At 63.5% G+C, this 17,789-nt stretch carries 18 protein-coding genes and 1 pseudogene; 9 read left to right on the top strand and 10 right to left on the bottom strand.

The features are described 5' to 3' along the window. Nucleotides 1-99: 99 nt before the first annotated feature. The 3 genes from OW521_RS21175 to OW521_RS21165 all read left to right on the top strand — a co-directional run bounded on the left by OW521_RS21175 (nucleotide 100) and on the right by OW521_RS21165 (nucleotide 4,154). Entirely contained in the window at nucleotides 100-1,377 is a 1,278-nt protein-coding gene (locus OW521_RS21175) for a DDE-type integrase/transposase/recombinase (protein WP_268021459.1), read from the top strand. Nucleotides 1,378-1,571: 194 nt separating this feature from the next. Beyond that, nucleotides 1,572-2,822, top strand: coding sequence for an Nramp family divalent metal transporter (locus tag OW521_RS21170; RefSeq protein WP_268021458.1), 1,251 nt, complete (start codon nucleotides 1,572-1,574; stop codon nucleotides 2,820-2,822). A gap of 84 nt (nucleotides 2,823-2,906) precedes the next feature. Continuing rightward, entirely contained in the window at nucleotides 2,907-4,154 is a 1,248-nt protein-coding gene (locus OW521_RS21165) for an APC family permease (RefSeq protein WP_268021457.1), read from the top strand. Here the strand turns inward: OW521_RS21165 and OW521_RS21160 are convergent. Together OW521_RS21160 and OW521_RS21155 are read right to left on the bottom strand one after the other, a co-directional pair. Continuing rightward, nucleotides 4,144-4,725, bottom strand: coding sequence for an MFS transporter (locus OW521_RS21160; RefSeq protein ID WP_268026035.1), 582 nt, complete (start codon nucleotides 4,723-4,725; stop codon nucleotides 4,144-4,146). The genes OW521_RS21165 and OW521_RS21160 overlap by 11 nt on opposite strands. Continuing rightward, nucleotides 4,677-5,381: an MFS transporter gene (locus OW521_RS21155; protein ID WP_268021456.1), complete on the bottom strand. Its 705-nt coding sequence runs from the start codon at nucleotides 5,379-5,381 to the stop codon at nucleotides 4,677-4,679. The genes OW521_RS21160 and OW521_RS21155 overlap by 49 nt, the downstream gene beginning before the upstream one ends. A 184-nt stretch (nucleotides 5,382-5,565) precedes the next feature. Here OW521_RS21155 and OW521_RS21150 point away from each other — a divergent pair, with 184 nt between their 5' ends. From OW521_RS21150 to OW521_RS21135, 4 genes are all read left to right on the top strand, one after another. Next, the gene (locus tag OW521_RS21150; protein ID WP_268021455.1) at nucleotides 5,566-5,955 is read left to right on the top strand and encodes a hypothetical protein; all 390 of its coding nucleotides are present in this window, start codon (nucleotides 5,566-5,568) and stop codon (nucleotides 5,953-5,955) included. Nucleotides 5,956-6,181: 226 nt separating this feature from the next. Then, on the top strand, nucleotides 6,182-6,439 hold the full coding sequence (locus tag OW521_RS21145) for a mycoredoxin (protein ID WP_268021454.1): 258 nt from the start codon (nucleotides 6,182-6,184) through the stop codon (nucleotides 6,437-6,439). Nucleotides 6,440-6,674: 235 nt separating this feature from the next. Beyond that, complete coding sequence (locus OW521_RS21140) at nucleotides 6,675-7,760, top strand: S-(hydroxymethyl)mycothiol dehydrogenase (RefSeq protein ID WP_268021453.1); 1,086 nt, start codon at nucleotides 6,675-6,677, stop codon at nucleotides 7,758-7,760. After that, on the top strand, nucleotides 7,757-8,416 hold the full coding sequence (locus tag OW521_RS21135) for an MBL fold metallo-hydrolase (protein ID WP_268021452.1): 660 nt from the start codon (nucleotides 7,757-7,759) through the stop codon (nucleotides 8,414-8,416). The genes OW521_RS21140 and OW521_RS21135 overlap by 4 nt, the downstream gene beginning before the upstream one ends. Nucleotides 8,417-8,440: 24 nt before the next feature. Here the strand turns inward: OW521_RS21135 and OW521_RS21130 are convergent, their stop codons facing one another. The 4 genes from OW521_RS21130 to OW521_RS21115 form a co-directional block, all read right to left on the bottom strand. Continuing rightward, nucleotides 8,441-10,759: an FdhF/YdeP family oxidoreductase gene (locus tag OW521_RS21130; RefSeq protein ID WP_268021451.1), complete on the bottom strand. Its 2,319-nt coding sequence runs from the start codon at nucleotides 10,757-10,759 to the stop codon at nucleotides 8,441-8,443. Between the two features lie 103 nt (nucleotides 10,760-10,862). Then, nucleotides 10,863-11,639, bottom strand: a complete 777-nt coding sequence (locus OW521_RS21125; RefSeq protein WP_268021450.1) for a lipoate--protein ligase family protein — start codon at nucleotides 11,637-11,639, stop codon at nucleotides 10,863-10,865. Further along, complete coding sequence (locus OW521_RS21120) at nucleotides 11,639-12,442, bottom strand: thioesterase family protein (protein WP_268021449.1); 804 nt, start codon at nucleotides 12,440-12,442, stop codon at nucleotides 11,639-11,641. Before OW521_RS21120 ends, OW521_RS21125 begins: the two co-directional genes overlap by 1 nt. A gap of 186 nt (nucleotides 12,443-12,628) precedes the next feature. After that, a complete protein-coding gene (locus OW521_RS21115) occupies nucleotides 12,629-12,823 on the bottom strand; it encodes a DUF1918 domain-containing protein (protein WP_268021448.1) in 195 nt (64 codons plus the stop codon). Here OW521_RS21115 and OW521_RS24240 point away from each other — a divergent pair. Continuing rightward, nucleotides 12,788-13,051: pseudogene (locus tag OW521_RS24240) on the top strand (hypothetical protein); the annotation flags it as partial. The gene OW521_RS21115 and the pseudogene OW521_RS24240 sit on opposite strands and share 36 nt — an antisense overlap. Nucleotides 13,052-13,272: 221 nt before the next feature. Here the strand turns inward: OW521_RS24240 and OW521_RS21105 are convergent. The 4 genes from OW521_RS21105 to OW521_RS21090 all read right to left on the bottom strand — a co-directional run bounded on the left by OW521_RS21105 (nucleotide 13,273) and on the right by OW521_RS21090 (nucleotide 16,654). Continuing rightward, entirely contained in the window at nucleotides 13,273-14,055 is a 783-nt protein-coding gene (locus OW521_RS21105) for a hypothetical protein (RefSeq protein WP_268026126.1), read from the bottom strand. Nucleotides 14,056-14,349: 294 nt separating this feature from the next. Continuing rightward, nucleotides 14,350-14,721: a hypothetical protein gene (locus tag OW521_RS21100; protein WP_268021447.1), complete on the bottom strand. Its 372-nt coding sequence runs from the start codon at nucleotides 14,719-14,721 to the stop codon at nucleotides 14,350-14,352. Between the two features lie 259 nt (nucleotides 14,722-14,980). Continuing rightward, complete coding sequence (locus OW521_RS21095; protein WP_268021446.1) at nucleotides 14,981-15,637, bottom strand: DNA alkylation repair protein; 657 nt, start codon at nucleotides 15,635-15,637, stop codon at nucleotides 14,981-14,983. Between the two features lie 27 nt (nucleotides 15,638-15,664). Further along, complete coding sequence (locus tag OW521_RS21090) at nucleotides 15,665-16,654, bottom strand: dienelactone hydrolase family protein (protein WP_268021445.1); 990 nt, start codon at nucleotides 16,652-16,654, stop codon at nucleotides 15,665-15,667. A 115-nt stretch (nucleotides 16,655-16,769) separates the two neighbouring features. Here OW521_RS21090 and OW521_RS21085 point away from each other — a divergent pair, with 115 nt between their 5' ends. After that, complete coding sequence (locus OW521_RS21085; protein WP_268021444.1) at nucleotides 16,770-17,660, top strand: ribonuclease Z; 891 nt, start codon at nucleotides 16,770-16,772, stop codon at nucleotides 17,658-17,660. Nucleotides 17,661-17,789 lie beyond the last annotated feature (129 nt).

Below are 17,789 nucleotides of genomic sequence, written 5' to 3'. Positions count from 1 at the left end.
TGTGGAGTCTCATGACTTAATGGACACTTATGTCTCATGACTTCGTGGACAGTGTGTCTCAGGACCTCGTAGACAGACGGGGCGGGTTTGCTCTGGTTCATGAGCAAACCCGCCCCGAAGATCAGTGTCCGTCATGCCGTTGCTACGTGGCCGGCCGATGCGCCACGCGGTGCCGTGAGCGCGTTCTGCACCGAACACGGTGTCTCGCGTGCCTGGTTCTACAAGGTCCGCACGGCGGCCGGACGCGTCGGGCCGGTGAAGGCCCTGGAGATCAAGCGCCCGGTGCCGTTGACCAGCCCGAAAGCCACGGCACCGGCGATGGTCGAACTCCTCCTGGCCACCCGGGCGGATCTTGAGGCCAAGGGGCTGGATCACGGCCCGTTGTCGGTAATCGCAAAGCTGTCCCGGCAAGGCTTCGCCCCGCCGTCCCGGGCGACGGTGGCCAGGATCTTCGACCGGGCCGGTGTCGTGGTGCCCGAGCCGCGGAAGAAGCCCCGCAGCGCCTACCAGCGGTTCGTCTACCCGCAACCGAACGCGTGCTGGCAGATCGACGCGACCGAGTGGCGGCTGGCCGACGGGAAGACCGTGGCGGTCTTCCAGCTCCTCGATGACCACTCCCGCCTGGCCCTGGCCTCCCTGGCGGCCACCGGGGAAACGAGCGAGGCCGCGATCGCCGTCGTCGCCCTGGCCATCGAACGCCACGGCGTGCCGGAGAAATTCCTCTCCGACAACGGCGCGGCCCTGAACCCGACCCGCCGCGGACGCACCGGCGCACTCGTGGAGTTCCTCAAATCCCACGGTGTGGAACCGATCACCGGCAGACCGGGCAAACCCACCACCCAGGGCAAGAACGAACGCTTCCACCGCACCCTGCACCAGTACCTGCACCGCCAGCCGGCGGCCCCGTCGATTCCCGTCCTGCAAGCCCAGATCGATACCTTCGACCACTACTACAACACCGAACGCGAACACCAGGCCCTGCCCGGGGCCCTGACCCCGCAGGAAGCCTGGGACGCGACCCCGAAAACACCCGCACCGGCCCTCCCGGAACCCGCCATGACCGTTCCGGCACCGGCACAGAGCACGCAACGGCTCGTCAGGAACGACGGCCGCGTTACCGTGCTGGGAACCGCGTTCAACATCGGCCAGGACCAGGCCGGGAGCACCGTGCACATCGTTTACGACCACGCCGAGATCATGTTCTTCGACACCCGCGGCACCGAGATCACCACCCACCCCCTGCCTGTCAAAGGCACCCGCTACGTCGGCAACGGCAAACCCTCAGGCATCGCAGCAGACCCCGCCGGAGCACGCCGGAAACGGACACGCTACCCGCGCCTCAAACCACCCACGGACGAAGTGTCCACGAAGTCATGAGACATCAACCGTCCACAAGGTCATGAGACATGAACTGTCCACGAGGTCCCGAGACATGACAAACCGCCAAAACGACACCTACTGCCAGTCAGTTGGGAGTAGCCCATTCTCAAGCCATACCTAAAAACTACTTTTCGGTATGCCTAACTTAACGGTATCCTCATCATGTTCGCATCCCCGACGTTGAGGAAACCATGGCCACCACTCTTGCGATGCAACCGGCGAGCAAGCCCCGGTGGCGGTCCCGGCTACTTTTGTTGGGACCAGCTTTCGTGGCTGCGATCGCCTACGTGGATCCGGGAAACGTCGCGGCAAATCTGACTGCCGGTGCGAACTATGGCTACTTGCTCGTGTGGGTCTTGGTTGCAGCAAACATCATGGCGGTCTTGGTGCAGTACCAGTCTGCGAAACTAGGTTTGGCCACGGGCCACAGCCTTCCCGAACTCCTCGGTAAGCGCCTGGGAACACACCGCCGCAGGCTTTTTTGGGTCCAGGCAGAAGTCGTTGCCGGGGCCACAGACATGGCTGAAGTCATCGGCGGAGCCGTAGCGCTCAACCTCCTCTTCGGGCTGCCGCTTCTCATGGGTGGTTTCATCATCGGGCTGGCATCCATGATGCTCCTAACGCTCCAGTCGTCACGGGGCCAAAAGTCCTTCGAATACGCCATTATGATGCTCTTGGCGGTCATCGCCGTCGGTTTCGTTTCGGGACTCTTCGTCAGTCCGCCGGAGACCGGAGGCGTGTTGGCAGGTTTGGTGCCGCGCTTCGAAGGCACGGACACGGTCCTCCTCGCCGCCAGCATGCTCGGTGCCACCGTCATGCCGCACGCCATCTACCTGCATTCCGCCCTGGCCCGTGACAGGCATGGCTTCTCCCAAGATCCGGCGGTGCGGACGAAACTCATCAGGGCAACCCGGGTGGATGTCGCGGGGGCGTTGATGCTGGCGGGGGTTGTGAACATTGCCATGCTCCTTTTGGCCGCCTCCAGCCTGCGGGGAGTCGAAGGGACTGACACCATCGCAGGAGCCCATGCCGCAGTCACCTCGGCTCTAGGTCCAATCATTGGCGTCGCTTTCGGCGTCGGCCTGCTGGCCTCGGGCCTGGCCTCGACGTCCGTGGGATGCTATGCCGGAGCAACAGTGATGGGTGGCCTTCTCAAGATCCGTGTGCCACTCCTGCTCCGCCGGGTCATCACGTTGATCCCGGCCTTGATCATTCTCGGAGCCGGAATAGAACCCACACTGGCACTCGTATTGAGCCAGGTCCTCCTCAGCTTCGGCATTCCTTTCGCCTTGATTCCGCTGATTCGGCTCACTGGCAAGCGCGAAGTCATGGGCATCCACACAGATTCAACAGCATTGAAGATTGCCGGGTGGACCAGCGCGGCACTCATCGTCGGCCTCAACTGTGTCCTCATCGTCCTGACAATCACGGGGCACTCCTAGCGCCCCCGGCAGTCTCGAATGCGCCGTGCACTTCGGGGCGGACCCAGGACTTAAGCTGGGTCTGAGCGCCGAAGGAGAACCCCCATGAGCAACCCCCAGGCCCTGGCCCGTCGGCTGGGTACCTTTGACGCGGTCGTGATTGGCTTGGGCTCCATGATTGGCGCCGGCGTGTTCGCGGCCTTCACCCCGGCCGCTTCCGCCGCAGGATCAGGTCTCCTGATTGGGCTTGTGGTCTCGGCAGCGGTGGCATTCTGCAACGCGACGTCTTCCGCCCAGCTCGCCGCCGCATACCCGACGTCGGGTGGAACCTACATTTACGGGCGCGAGCGGCTGGGACCGTGGTCCGGATACGTGGCCGGGTGGGGCTTCGTGATCGGGAAGACCGCTAGCGCCGCTGCCATGGCGATGACCTTCGCTGCCTATGCCGCACCCGCAGGGTGGGAGCGTCCCGTGGCGATCGCCGCCGTCGTCGTCCTTGCCGCCGTGAACTATCACGGGGTGACGCGCACGGCCGGCCTGACCCGCATTCTGGTTCTCGCCGTACTGGCGGCCCTCGCCATTGCCTTGGCAGCCTGCTGGGGCGGCTCTGCTCCCGCGCCGGCCGGCATCCTTGGGGACGGCCTGCTTGCGCACGGATGGTACGGGATCCTCCAGTCCGCCGGGCTGCTGTTCTTCGCCTTCGCGGGCTATGCGAGGATCGCGACCATGGGAGAGGAGGTCCGCGACCCCAGGCGCTCAATCCCGCGCGCCATCGGGATCGCATTGGGCATCACAGTCATTCTCTACGCCATCATTGCGGTGACCCTGCTCGCAGCCCTCGGCCCGGACGGCGTGGCAGGCACACCAACACCGCTCGCCGCTGCCGTCGAAAACGGAACCTTGTCTTGGGCCGTTCCCGTGGTCCGCGTGGGAGCCGCTGTCGCCGCCTTGGGCGCCTTGCTGGCACTCATCGCCGGATTGGGCCGGACCACGCTGGCCATGGCCAGGCACCATGATCTACCCCATTGGCTCGCCGCCGTCCATCCGCGCTATCGCGTCCCGCACAGGGCCGAAGTCACACTGGCCGCTGTGATCTGCGTGGTCGTCGCCGTCGGCGATGTGCGCGGTGCGATCGGTTTCTCCTCGTTCGGCGTGCTCATCTACTATTTGGTCGCCAATATTGCCGCGTTCACCCAGCCGACCGCAGACCGGCGATACCCCAAAGCACTCCAAGTGTTCGGGGCCTTGGCTTGCGTGGTCCTGGTAGCCACCCTCCCCCCGCTATCAGCGGGCGTGGGCGTCCTCATGTTCGCCGTAGGCATCGCCCTGCGGGCTACCAGGCTCAATCGATAGCGTCAGGACGAGCACCCGATGCTTGCCCTGCTGATGCAGCGGCGAGACGTTCCTTCGGAGGCACTCGCCTGGGCGCCCGCCCAGCCAACACAATGACAAGCAGCGCCAGGACGGTGAGGGCCGCGCAAGCCGCGAAGACGCCCTGGTAGCCGAGCGCCGTCGTCGAACCGAAAACGATGATCGGGCCGGAGACGATAGCGCCGAGGCGCCGGGTGTTCGTGTACAAGCCCGAGGCCAAGCCCGGGCGGGGAATCAGCCGCTGGAACAACGTCAAGCCCACGCCCGCCACAATCCCGAAGAACCAGGCATTCAGACCCTGGAGCGCAATCAGTGTGGCGGGGTTGGAGACAAAGGCCATAGCCGCGTAGTAGGCGATTCCGGCGACGCATCCGGAGGCAATGAGCGCCCGGCTCGAAAAGCGGCGGGCCAGCCGCCCGATCAGGAAAAGCGCAGGGATCTCGAGTGCAGCCGAGACGCCCAGCGCGATGCCCGCCCAGATGACATCGACGCCGAGCCCTTGCGTCACGAACAGACCCATGATCGACACGGCGGCGCTGTTGGTGGCCTGCAGCGCGATAAACCCCAGGACGACGGCGGCGACCCCCGTTTTTGAGAGCAGTTGCCCGTTGTCGGGGTCGTTACTCTTGGCCCGGGCTCAACGGGAGCGGCCCGCCGTCGGGAAATCATGGCGGCGGTCGTGGCGACATTGAGAACTGCCACGGCCCCGAGCGCGAGCAGGATGGCTCGATTGCCCAGCGCACCCATGACGAACGTCGCCAGGGGCGGCCCTGCCACCCAAGCGAAGGAAACGATCGCGCGGGTGTTCATGACGTCTGCGGCTCCGGCACCTGAATGTTTCAGATGTGCGAACAGGAGCGAACTGCCCACCCCGGCTGGCCCTCCGAGGACGATCAAGCCTACGACGGCGAGCGGCAGCGAAGTGCTGACCGCCAAGAGGGCTGACAAGGCCAAGGTCAGGATGCCGCAAGCCAGCAGGGGTCGCAGATAGTCCTTTGCGCGGTCTGCGTAGGCCGGCACGAGGAGGGAGGCCACGAAGCCGCCGGCATTGTAGACGGCAAGGACCCAGCCCACCTCTGCGGGGGTGGCATTGAACAGGGCCACCAGCAGGAGTGCCAGCGCGGGGTTGAGGAAGGCGAATTGGAGTCCCCACAAGAGCGCTGCCGAGGGGACGAGCAAACGCTGCTTGCTTTCATTCCGGTGATCCACGTCCTCAACCCTAGAAGCCTTCCTGCCGGCGAGGGAGGCACTGCCGGTACCTGTATCGGCAAGTCTCCCGGCTGGTCAGGGCCGATTTTGGCCATGTGCCTGATCAGATCGGGTCGGCGAAACGGCTTCGACAAAACCCGAATCAGGGGTGGACGGCGGGAGTCGCACAGAGCAGGATTGAGCCATGAGCACCCATGAGGCACTTCTGAAGCAGGCCAGCATCACCGCCACGGAAGCCACGCTCGTGGCCAAGTTCGAGATCGAGGGCAACATCCCTGGTTCCGGCGCCTATGTCGTGGGCTTGGTCGCGGCGACTCCGGACTATTCCTCTCAACGAAGATTGGGCATCGAGTTCATGAACGGGGAGGCGATCGCATTCTTCTCCTTTAACCACGACCAAAGCGCCGAAGAGAACTACGACCTCAAGGGCGTTGAGCACTCCGGGAATACCATCACGGGACATTTCCCGCTCTCTGCAATCAATGGTCTTGGCAAGGGACACGTCATGACCGCCTTCAGTGAAGCGGACGGCCGCGAGTTCCAGTCCGGCGTCGCCGTCGAAGAGTCACTTTAGGACCCGACAGCTACGGTCCTACGGAACCGCGCGTCGATTTCATCTCTTCGGGCGGGCGCTTGCGATGCGTCGCGCCGTTTCTATGTTGTGAACACTTAACAGCCAGGTCACAGTCTGAGCCGGCCCCCTCGTTTGCGTGTCATGTGACACATGCCCGCGGAGGAATAGTGCCCGCCGGGTTACCGTTGACGCGAGTAGTTCCAACAAAAGACGACAGGAGAAATCCGTGGACTTCACCCCCGAATCCGGCACCATCACCATGTTCTCGACCACTTGGTGCGGCTATTGCAACCGCCTCAAGAGGCAGCTGGACGCCAAGGGCATCGGCTACAACGAGATCAACATCGAAGAGGTCGAGGGCACTGCCGAACTCGTGGAGAAGCTGAATGGCGGAAATCAAACGGTCCCCACCGTCCTGTTCCCGGACGGCACTGCGGCAACCAACCCCTCGGCAGCCGAGGTCGAGGCCCGGCTCGCCGCCTGAGTTGCCCCGTCTTCGCGCGAACTGGCAGCAGATACCCCCAAAAACGACTGGGACGGTCATCTGCTGCCAGTTCGCGGCAGGCTCACCTCCGGCTCTCTGGGTTCGTAGCGCACTACGCAACATGCCGCGTAAAGCGCAACAACCCTAGTCACGGATCCAGCCCCTGTGATAGACAGTTTGAGATCAGACTCGGACACGACGTCCGCGGTCCACGAACCTCACAGGGGAGTTTTCCATGGTCCACGCAGTCAAAGGGGCAATTGTCCGCTCGAAGGGCGCGCCCGTAACCCTCGAAACAATCCTCGTCCCGGACCCGGGCCCGGGCGAAGCGTTGGTGGACATCCTGACCAGCGGCGTGTGCCACACAGACCTGCATTACAAGTTGGGCGGCATCAGCGACGATTTCCCCTTCCTCCTCGGCCATGAAGCAACCGGCGTTGTGAGCGCCGTGGGTCCGGATGTCACGGACATCGCTCCCGGTGATCGTGTGATCCTGAACTGGCGGGCAGTCTGTGGCAATTGCCGCGCCTGCAACCGTGGCCAGGCACAATACTGTTTCAACACGCACAACGCCACCCAGAAAATGACGCTCGAGGACGGCACCGTGCTCTCCCCGGCACTCGGCATCGGCGCCTTCGCCGAGAAGACCCTCGTCGCCGCCGGGCAATGCACCAAAGTCGACCCCGACGCCGATGCTGCCGCCGTCGGACTGCTCGGCTGCGGCGTGATGGCCGGGCTGGGTTCCGCGATCAACACCGGAGGCGTGAAGCGCGGCGATTCGGTGGCCGTTATCGGCTGCGGCGGCGTGGGCGTGGCCGCCATCGCGGGGTCTGCCCTGGCCGGCGCCACCACCATCATTGCCGTGGACATTGACGCCAAGAAGCTGGACCGGGCACGCGAACTCGGCGCCACGCACGCGGTGGACTCCTCGCAGGGAGACCCCGTTGAACAGATCCGCGAACTCACCGGCGGTTTTGGCGCGGACGTGGTGATCGACGCCGTCGGCCGCCCCGAAACGTACAAGCAAGCGTTCTATGCGCGCGACCTCGCAGGCACGGTGGTGCTGGTGGGAGTTCCGACGCCGGAAATGATGCTCGAACTCCCGCTGCTGGACGTCTTCGGCCGAGGCGGTTCCCTGAAATCCTCGTGGTACGGCGACTGCCTGCCTTCCCGCGATTTCCCCATGCTCGTCAGCCTCTACCGTCAGGGCAAGCTCGATCTCGACGCCTTCGTCACGGAACGGATCGGCATCGCTGACATTGAAGAAGCTTTCGACAAGATGCACTCGGGATCCGTCCTTCGATCGGTGGTCGAACTGTGACGAATGAATCGCTGACCAACCAAACCAAGACTGTCCGCGTTGAGCGTGTAGTCACGTCCGGCACCTTCTCTCTGGACGGCGGCACGTGGGATGTGGACAACAACGTGTGGATCGTCGGAGACGACTCCGAGTGCGTCGTGATCGACCCGGCGCACGAACCGGCGGCCATCACCGAGGCGATCGGCGGCCGCACAGTTAAAGCCATCCTCCTCACACACGGCCACGACGACCACATCCGTTCCGCGGGAGCTTTCCGGGACATCGTCCGTGCGCCGATCCACTTGCACCGTGAGGACTGGATGCTATGGGAGGCGGTTTACCTTGACGCCGATCCCGACGCCGACATCACCGACGGCGAGATCTTTGAGGTCGCTGGGACCCGGCTAAGGGCCATTCACACACCAGGTCACTCCCCCGGTTCCGTATCCTTCCATCTGGAAAGCGAAGGAACCCTTTTCAGTGGCGACACCCTGTTCCAGGGCGGGCCGGGAGCCACCGGGCGTTCCTATAGCGATTTCCCCACGATCATCGACTCCATCCGCTCAAGAATCCTGACGTTGCCGGAAAGCACCCTCGTCCTGACCGGCCACGGCAGTTCCACTACCGTTGGAGCCGAGGCGCCCCAGCTTGAGGAATGGATCGCGCGGGGGCACTAGGCGCGTCGCCCCTTTTGGGGAACGCTAGTGGGCACTGGCGCTGAAGTCCGGTGGTGCGGCTGGTTCCAGGCGCACCACCACAGACTTGGACGCCGGCGTGTTGCTGCCTTCCGCGGTTGAATCCAGCGGGACCAGGACATTCGCCTCCGGGTAGTACGCCGTCACGCATCCACGGGCTGTGGGGTACGCGATCAACCGCAGCTGGCGCAGGACCCTGTCCACGCCGTCGTCGGCCTCGCTGTGGACGTCCACATAGCCGCCGTCGGCGAGACCAAGATCGGCCAGGTCGTCGCGGTGCGCAAAAAGCACCAGGCGGCCCTTCTTCACGCCCCGGTAGCGGTCGTTCATGCTGTAGGTGGTCGTGTTGAATTGGTCGTGGGAGCGGACTGTCTGGAGCAGCAGGCGCCCCGGCGGGACCTGGATGGTCTCAAGGTCATTGACGGTGAAAATTGCCTTTCCGGTGGCGGTGGGGAACTTCCGTTCGTCCCTTGGACCATGCGGTAGGACGAAACCGTCGCGGCTCCGCGCCTTCTGGTTGAAGTTCTCGAAGCCCGGCACTACATGGGAAATGTGTTCGCGAATGGAATCGTAATTTCCTTCGAAACCTGGCCAGTCAACAGGGACTTTGTCGCCGAGTACCGCTCGGGCCAGGCGGCAGACGATCGCGACTTCGGACAGGACCTTGTCGGAGATCGGCTCCAGCCTGCCCGCCGAACGGTGGACGGCGCAGACTGTGTCTTCCACGGTCACAAACTGCTCACCGCTGGCCTGGCGGTCAATTTCCGTCCGGCCCATCGTCGGCAGGATCAGTGCCTGATCTCCCACCACGGTGTGGGAACGGTTGAGCTTCGTGGAAATCTGGACGGACAACCTGGTCTTCCGGACCGCGGCTTCAGCCGCGGTGGTGTCCGACATCGCGTGGACCAGGTTTCCACCGAGCGCGACGAGTACCTTGATCCGCCCGTCCCGCATGCCCCGGATGCTGTCCACGGAATCGGCGCCGGGCAGCCGCGGCGGGTCGAATCCGAATTCCCGCTGCAACGCGTTGAGGAACGGCTCGGGCATCTTCTCCCAAATACCCATGGTGCGGTCGCCTTGGACGTTGCTGTGTCCCCGGATGGGTGACGGGCCGGCGCCGGGTTTGCCGATGTTCCCGCGGAGCAGGAGCAGATTGGCAATTTCTTTGATGGTTGCCACGGCCTTCTTGTGCTGCGTCAAGCCCATGGCCCAGGTAATGATGACCTTTTCGGCACGCAGGTAGCGGGAGGCAAACTCGTCGATTTCCTCGGTCTTGAGGCCCGTTGCGGCAAGGACGTCCTGCTCATCGAGGTTTTCGATGTGGGCTTTGAATTGTTCGAGGCCTTGGCAATGCTCCTCGATGAACGCATGGTCCAGCACTGCCCCCGGTGCTGCCTTCTCCGCTTCCAGGACCCGCTTGGACACGGCTTGAAGCAGCGCCATGTCCCCTGCGAGGCGGATCTGCAGGAACTGGTCCGCCAAGTCCGTTCCTTTGCCTGCCAGGCCGCGGGGACGTTGCGGGTTCTTGAAGTTGATGAGCCCGGCCTCCGGAAGCGGGTTCACGGCGACAATGCTGGCACCCGCGAGCTTGGCCTCTTCCAAGGCCGTGAGCATCCTGGGATGGCAGGTCCCTGGATTCTGGCCCATGATGATGATCAAATCCGCCTTGGCGAAGTCGGTATACGTGACGGCGGACTTGCCCACGCCCAGCGTCTCGCCGAGGGCCAGTCCAGTGGACTCATGGCACATGTTGGAGCAATCGGGCAGGTTGTTGGTCCCGAAGGCGCGCACGAAGAGCTGGTAGACAAACGCGGCTTCGTTGCTCGTGCGGCCGCTCGTGTAGAAGGTGGCTTCGTCCGGCGAATCCAGCGCGTTCAGTTCACGGGCCACAATCCGGAACGCATTGTCCCAGCTGATGGGACGGTAGTGGCCAGCACCGGCCGGCTTGTAGACGGGTTCCACGAGCCGGCCCTGCTGTCCCAGCCAGTATTCCGAGCGTTGGGCGAGGGATTCGACGTCGTTCTCGTCCCAGAAAGTAGACGGAATTTTGAGCGGATCCGCCTCCCACCCGACGGCCTTGGCACCGTTTTCGCAGAACTCGGCCAGCTTCCGTTCTGGAGGATCGGGCCACGCGCAACTCATGCAGTCGAAGCCGTCTTTCTGGTTCAACGCGCGCAGGGACTTCCACATGCGGGACGGGCCCATTTGGCCCAAAGAATGCGGCAACGATTCAACCAGGCTGGGCAGGCCCGCGGCCGATCGTTTGGGCGGACCGACTGTGAGGTCCGCGTCGGAATCGTGGACAACAGGCGGCTTCTTGTCCATTGCTCTACCTCGCTTCAGGAGGGCGGCACATCCCGGGTCCGGTGGAAGGCGACGCCCGGGACCACGTGGTTGTGGCCTCAAGCGTAGTCCTGGCGGTATCCGTCTACAACGGCGTACTGGTGCTCGTGACAGGGAGCAGGCTCTGGAAATCGCCGTCGATCAGTTCCGCGTATTCTGCGTAAGCCTTGACGACGGCGTCTTCCACCGTCGGTACGTCCAGCTGCGGCAAGAGGTCATTGGCGGCGCCGGCGGTGGCTGGGTCCCATTCCAAGCCGAGGGCTTCATAGCTCGCTGTCAGGACTTCACGGATGGGAGTCGAGTTCTCGACGATTATCACCGAGCTGAACAGCCACCCCCCGGAGACCACCCTCTGGGCGGTGCCGATGAGCTTGATCTGGTGTGCTGGAAAATCCGGGTCCAAGCCGTGGACGCTGAACTCCCCCGGGCAGTACTCGCCGGGGATCTCCCCGACGGCGGCTTGGACGCCCACGCGACGGAGTGCACCCGCGAGGAGCTCGCCAAAGAATGAAAAACGGGCCTTCGCTCCGGCAATGGCGTCGGCGTGCGGCTCAACGTGGTCTATCACCAAGGTGCCGCGATGGTACGCCGCAGCCCGCCCCCCTGCCTTGCGGATCAGTGGTTCGAACCCCAGGTCCCGGCAGGCCTCGGATGCGGCTTGGAACCCGGGTAGTTTGGCGTCGCGTTGCCCGAACGCCACCGTGGGGCGGGGCCGGTACAAGCGGAGTGTTGGCGCCAACTGCCCTCTGCGGGCCCGGTTCAGGAGTTCGATCCCGAAATCCAGGTCGTCAGCGACGCCGAGCGATTCTTCCTGTCTCACCACCGTCAGCGTGCGGCGGGTTCCGGCCGGGTCTCCGGCCATCAGTTCTTCCTCAGCGTGAGGATCTGCTCCGCCCGGCCGAAGGGGCCGCTGATGTCGTGGAGCACTGTGGAGGTGAGGCCGATGCCGTCATTGCCGAAGGAGACCATGTTGTCCAAGCCCAGCCATTCGCCTGCGGGTTCACGATACATGTGGACCTGGAGGTCGAGGTTGGGGAAGATATAGCTGTTCTTGCCGGGCGAAACCCGGGCGGCGATGCCGTTGGCAGTGTCCACGAGTCCCACGAGCCTGGCGAGATCGCGGCTGTCGGCCGCATCAGTCAGCGGGTGCTCGGTTCGGATCCAGACTTTGCCTGAGCCTGCCCGGTGTCCTTCCGCGATGCGCATTTCCAGGGACCGGATGTAGCCGCCCGGCCACACGTTCGAGCCGTCCCAGGGTTTGCATTCATCCGGGGCCGGCATGGCCACGTCTTCTATCGCGGCCACTGCACTCGTGTCGCTGGTTGCCATCCGCCAGGCGGTGGCCCGGATAGCCACGCGGCCTGCCGCCGAGAGTTCCGCCTGGATCAGTTCAATCGTCCTGCCGGGGCGGAGCGTGCTGGTGGTCATCTCGAACTCCCCGCCCGGGATTAGTCCCAGGATTTCGTAGCTGAGGCGCGCCAGACGGACGTCGTCACGCGGCTCATGGCGGAGCAGGGCATCAGCCAGGATCCCCGAGGCCGGCGCCATGTGCTGCTCATGCGGATTCCAGGCGCCCTGGGCGTGAATGGTGGAGCGAAAACGCCCATCGCCGAGCGATTCGTAATAGAAGTCGCCTTCCGCAAGGTCCGGAAGTTCAATACTCAACGCCTGCCCTTTCGCCGGTCCGGTAATGGAACTCAGACCACTGTATCTTCTGGCGCCACAGCCGTCCGACGTCGACCGCAAATGACCGATCAGACAGCAAGCCCGGCAAAGGGCGAGGACCAAGAGGACCGCCGCCAAAGGCGGAAGCCTTACCTATCTCACCTGTGAAGACGGACGATCCGGGGGTCAGGTCGCCCTTCTTGTGCGGTCGACGGTGAAGTCGCCGCCCGGATACAGAATGGTCTCGTGCCCGTCGTCAAAGCGCACGAAGTACGGCGGCGCACCATTGGCACCGCGGACTTCGATAATCTCGCCGTGCCGGTCAGATGCCCCGACAGTTCTGCCATGAATGATGATCCGATCTCCCTGGGCTGCTTCCACAGGAACCACCTCCCAGGATCAGATTACGAGTGTTGGGCTGCCGTGGGAACAGCTTGCAGGTGGCCCATCCAATTGGCTGACCGGTGGTGCGTCGCAGCTCCGGCAACAGCGGCGTCGTTCGCGGCTCCGCCGGCGCTTCGCTACATGAAGACTTTCGCGCAAGCTTGGCCGGAGTTCCCAATGTTGCAAGCGCCGCTTGCAACATTGCCCTGGTACCACCAGATCGCACTACTTGAGAAGCTCGACGACGCCGCGACCCACCTCTGGTACGCAGCGGCCGCAGTCATGACTGACCGCCGCGGCGAGCGGGAACTGGAGCTCAACTGGTACAGCATGTGGAGAAGTTCCTCCTGGAACTGGGCCAAGGCCTTCGTCGGCGAGCAAGTTCGCTTGGAGATCAACGGCGATGAGTTCTTCGCCGACCTCCTCTTCTATCACTTGAAGCTCCGCTATGCGTGCGGTCCGTGCTTTTTCCCTGCGGGATCGCGACCCCCGCCGCCTTTAATCGTGTGGACGAGGGTGTGGATATCGGCTGCATCCGCTCGCACGGGCCGTGCACCTTCAGGAACACGTACTCGGAGTCCGAGTGCGGCCTGGCGTTGCGCAGGTAGTCGATGACTGCTTCGCCAACGTCGCTGAGCAGGGGAAGGGCCACGACCCGGCCGGTCTTCTGGTGGATGATCTCGATGGCGTCTTGCTCCCACCTGAGGTTTGCACACTGCGCAGGACGCACACCGTGTTGTAAATCGTCGCGGCTCATAGACCGCCAAGTTCTCGACGAAGCCATGAACATGAACCGGCTCCAGCCCTGAGATATCCGCCAGGCCGGCGTGATCCAAGAACGCCGCCAGCCTCTCCAAGTAGATGCTCGAGTTGCGGAGGTGCGCCGATGACATGCCGTTCGCCGTCATGCTGTCCATATACGCCTGGAACGGAGCGGCGGCGCCCATGAACACAAATTCCCGTCGGGGCCTGCGCAGCGTCAGGACACCGGTCCGCTTGAAGTCGCTCAGCAGGTAGATCGCCTTCATCCACCGATACGAGGTAGCCTCGCTCAGCGGGTGCGAGCGGATGTGGAGCGCGTCCTCTAAGAACTCCATGCCGTGCTCGATACTGAAAGCACCCACAGGCATCGCGCCCGAGTGTCCGCACAGCTTGTCCCACACGATGCCGTATTGCGTGATGACGGACGGCTTATCCAAAGTCTTCGCAACCAGAGTAGCCGCAGCCACGGAACCCCTGATCCGCAAGTTACACCATCAATCAGGATCTGGAGGCTCCCGCTGTGAATCGCTCACTTCGACGCCTCATCGGTCAATTGTGCAGTCTGGTCATGGTCACGCGAATCTTGCGACGCCCAATATCCGAGCCATCCTGCGACATCGTCCGACAACCCGAAGGCGTCCCGTTCGGGCGGCTTATGGGACGATTTCAACGCGTCTGCAGGCAGAAACCTCTAACACAGAGAATCAGAGTCAGTCCCGAACGGACCGGCGATCGGAGTACGGGTGTTGTCCTCAAGGCTTTCAAGCATGAGCTTGAAAAAGAAAGCCGAACCCTCCCACTACAAAAAATACGCCCATGAGCATGTACATAAACCCCATGCCTTTAATCGTCGGCACGTCGGCAAACGTAAAACCTTCAGGTCTGATTCCACGGCTCTCCTTGTATATCTTGGACCACATGCTTGCTGTGCCGTTGATGTCCCGGAAGACGTGCAATCCAAACAGGAACAAGAACACGCCCGCTCCGCTGATTCCCAGGACAACCCAATTCATCCGGGTCACTGCGCCGAGAGGAAAGGTCACTAAGAAAAGAGCGATAAAGCACCAGTAGAAAGTCCTGGCTGGTTGCGGCAGTTCGATAAAGAGCCGCTTGATCGCCCGGAGGGTTTTCACGACGCTCCTTCCAATGACTGGTCGAACCAAAGAGGCTTGGGGCCCCATCGACCAAAGCGACCCGACAATGGTCAAAGCCTAGTCACAAAGGAACCCCTCAGGTGTAAGTTCTCCAGAAACAGTGCTCAGGACGAGGAACAAAATATGGAACCAGCAGGGCTGAGGCATTGAGAGTGAGCCAGCCCTGCTTTCCCGTTCAAGGTTCCCAAATCGAACACATTGGAGACGTGTAGCCGTCGCCCTAGCGATTCTCGCCGGGTCAGACGACTGATGAGGGGAATTGCAGCTCAGGCCGGCGCTTGGAAACTTCAACCAGCACGGTGGAAACCGCCTCCCTGATAATCTCCGCTTCACCGCCCATCTCCCGAGCGGCGTCGAGCCCGGCCGCGGCGTGGCGTACAAAAGCGTCCCAGTCGCCTCCACCGGCACGGAGCTCCCTCAGCGGCGACAACAAGGCGGCGCGGCACAGCCACTCGTCATGCTCCCGTACCCAACGATCAAGAACGCTGCCCGCCCGCGCCCTGACCTGCCCTTCCAGCCCGGCAATCAAGGGTCCGATCACGTCAACCGCTAGCGGATCGACCAGTTCGCGCAGCCTTCCTTCACGGACAAAACCCTCAAGGCGTGTCAGGTCGGTATTCGTCAGCAGATGGACGTTGGACTGCAGCAGGACGATTGCCGCGAACCGGCGTTCAAAAACGGGAGGCTCCCACAATTCCGAGCTCAAGGCGGTGACCGCGTCATGCGTGAGTTGCGGGTAGCGGCGGAGGGTGTCACGGACCGTTCCACGGATGGCACCGATCGAGGATCCGTAGTAGCGGAGCCCTTTTCCCAGGCGCGTCTGCGCGTCTTCTGCACGGATCCAGGAGCTCTCACGGCGTAGCGCCTCATCGATGAACTCACCCGGGTCACTCATGCGGACATTCTTTCGCATAGTGGCTGGTCAGACGTACTCTCCGAACCACGAAAGCGTGTCCTGCCAGGCGGCAGCGGCCTGGGCTTGGTTGTAACGCTCGCTCGTGTCGTTGTGGAAGGCGTGGTCGACGCGGGGATAGACAGTGAGCTTGTGGCGCACCTCACTGGCTGCGAGCGCATCCCGAAGTGCAGGCATTGCGCCGGTGATGCGCTGGTCGAGTTCGGCATAGACGCCAAAGACGGCCGGTTTGATGGACGGAACCTTGTCGAGGTCGGGTGCGGGGCCATAGAAGGCCGCAGTGGCTTTCAGTCGGGGTATCTCGGCGGCGGCCTGCCAGGTGATGCCGCCGCCGAAGCAGTAGCCGTTCATCGCGATCCGCTCGCCGTCGACGAAATCCAACGACCGGAGGTAGCCGAAGCCCGCGGAAAAGTCGGAAACGTGTCGCTCGGCTCCTGCCCGCGTCAGGGCTCGGGGGATGGCATCGGCATCCAGGCTCCGCGTGCCTCCCTCCCGGCTCAGGAGATCCGGCGCCAAGGCGACGTATCCGGCCTTGGCAAAACGCCTCGCGACGTCCTGGATATGCGGTGTGAGTCCGCGGTTCTCATGGCAGACGAGCACCGCCGGTCCCGGATCGGCCCCCTCAGGCCTGGCGAGGTACGCGCTGCTCTCGGTTCCAGCCGCGGGGAACCGTACGGTGGCCGTCACCAGGCCGGACGCGCCCTCAGGTACGGAAAGGGGACTCTTCGCCCCCGGAACTGGCCTTCCCGCCATCGCGCCCCGAGCAGCATCCCTTGGCAACCGCGCCGACGAAGCCATTGGGCTCGGCATCGGATCGGTGCTCCGCGGGACTTCATCGGTGGTACAGCCGAGCTGGAGCATCGCTGCTGAAGCCGCGGCCATGCTCCCGGTAATGAAGGCCACCCGACGAATGAACGCCCCGTGGGACATCTCTCCAGCACGGTAGTCGTCGAAGAATTCCTCGACGAGGTACTTCTCAAATTTGCCGAGCTGGGTCACGAAAGGCCTCCTGAGTTTGCCGCATATCTTCCTCCCAAGACCGTGACCCGGCAAGGGCGCTGCGGGGCGCGCAAGATGATGGGCGTGGCCGCCAAGTAATGAGACACTCAGTTCCATGCGTGAATTCGTGGTTCTCGGCACCGCCTCCCAGGTCCCGACCAGGACCCGCAACCACAACGGATATGTGCTCCATTGGGATGGCGAGGGCCTGCTCTTCGACCCCGGAGAGGGTACCCAGCGGCAGATGATCCAGGCTGGTGTCTCTGCCAGCCAGATCACGCGTATCTGTATCACCCATGTCCACGGCGACCACTGTTTCGGGCTGCCGGGCGTGCTTTCGCGCATGGCCCTGGACCGAGTTGAGCATCCAATCCACGTGCACTATCCCGCGTCCGGCGAGGACATGATCCGCGCCCTCGTGGCCGTTGCGTCTCCCGGGATCGACCTTCGGCTTCATCCGCACGGGGGCGCCGGTCCTATTGCCGCAGGAGTAGAGGTGCGCCCGCTGCTCCATCGAATCGAGACATACGGCTATAGGGTTGTCGAGCCTGACGGCCGCAGCCTCCTGCCGGAGCGGCTTGCGGCGGCCGGGATTACGGGATCGTACGTCAGCCTCCTGCAGCAGGACGGGAGTCTGGGCGGCGTGCGCTTGGAAGACGTGAGCGTGCCCAGGCCCGGACAGCGCTTCGCCTTCGTGATGGACACGGCGCCATGCGCCGGCGCTGAGGAACTCGCCGAGGGTGCCGACCTTCTCGTGGCTGAGTCGACTTTCAGCGACGACGACGGCGGCCTCGCCGCGCAGTACCGCCACCTCACCGCCGGGCAGGCAGGGGCATTGGCTGCCACCGCCGAAGCGGGCATGCTCATCCTTACCCACTTCTCGTCACGTTACACAGACGTCAGCCTGCTTGAGGAGCAAGCACGGACGCGGTCCGGCGGGGCCGCCGTCGTAGCCGCAAACGACCTGGACCGGATCCCGTTCCCGAAGCGGCAGCGGTGGCTGTGAAGATGCGGAAGAAGCGTCCGGCACCCCTGAGGGCGCCGGGCTGCGACGTACGGCGGCTCGCGACGGCGTCGGAAGTACAGGGCAATTTTGTGATGCTTTCGGGTCGGTTCCCGGATAATCTGTCCGTGG

Origin of the sequence: Arthrobacter sp. MMS18-M83 (assembly GCF_026683955.1) — a bacterium.
In the GTDB taxonomy this organism is placed as follows: Bacteria; Actinomycetota; Actinomycetes; order Actinomycetales; family Micrococcaceae; genus Arthrobacter.
This window is presented reverse-complemented; position numbering and strand designations above follow the sequence as displayed.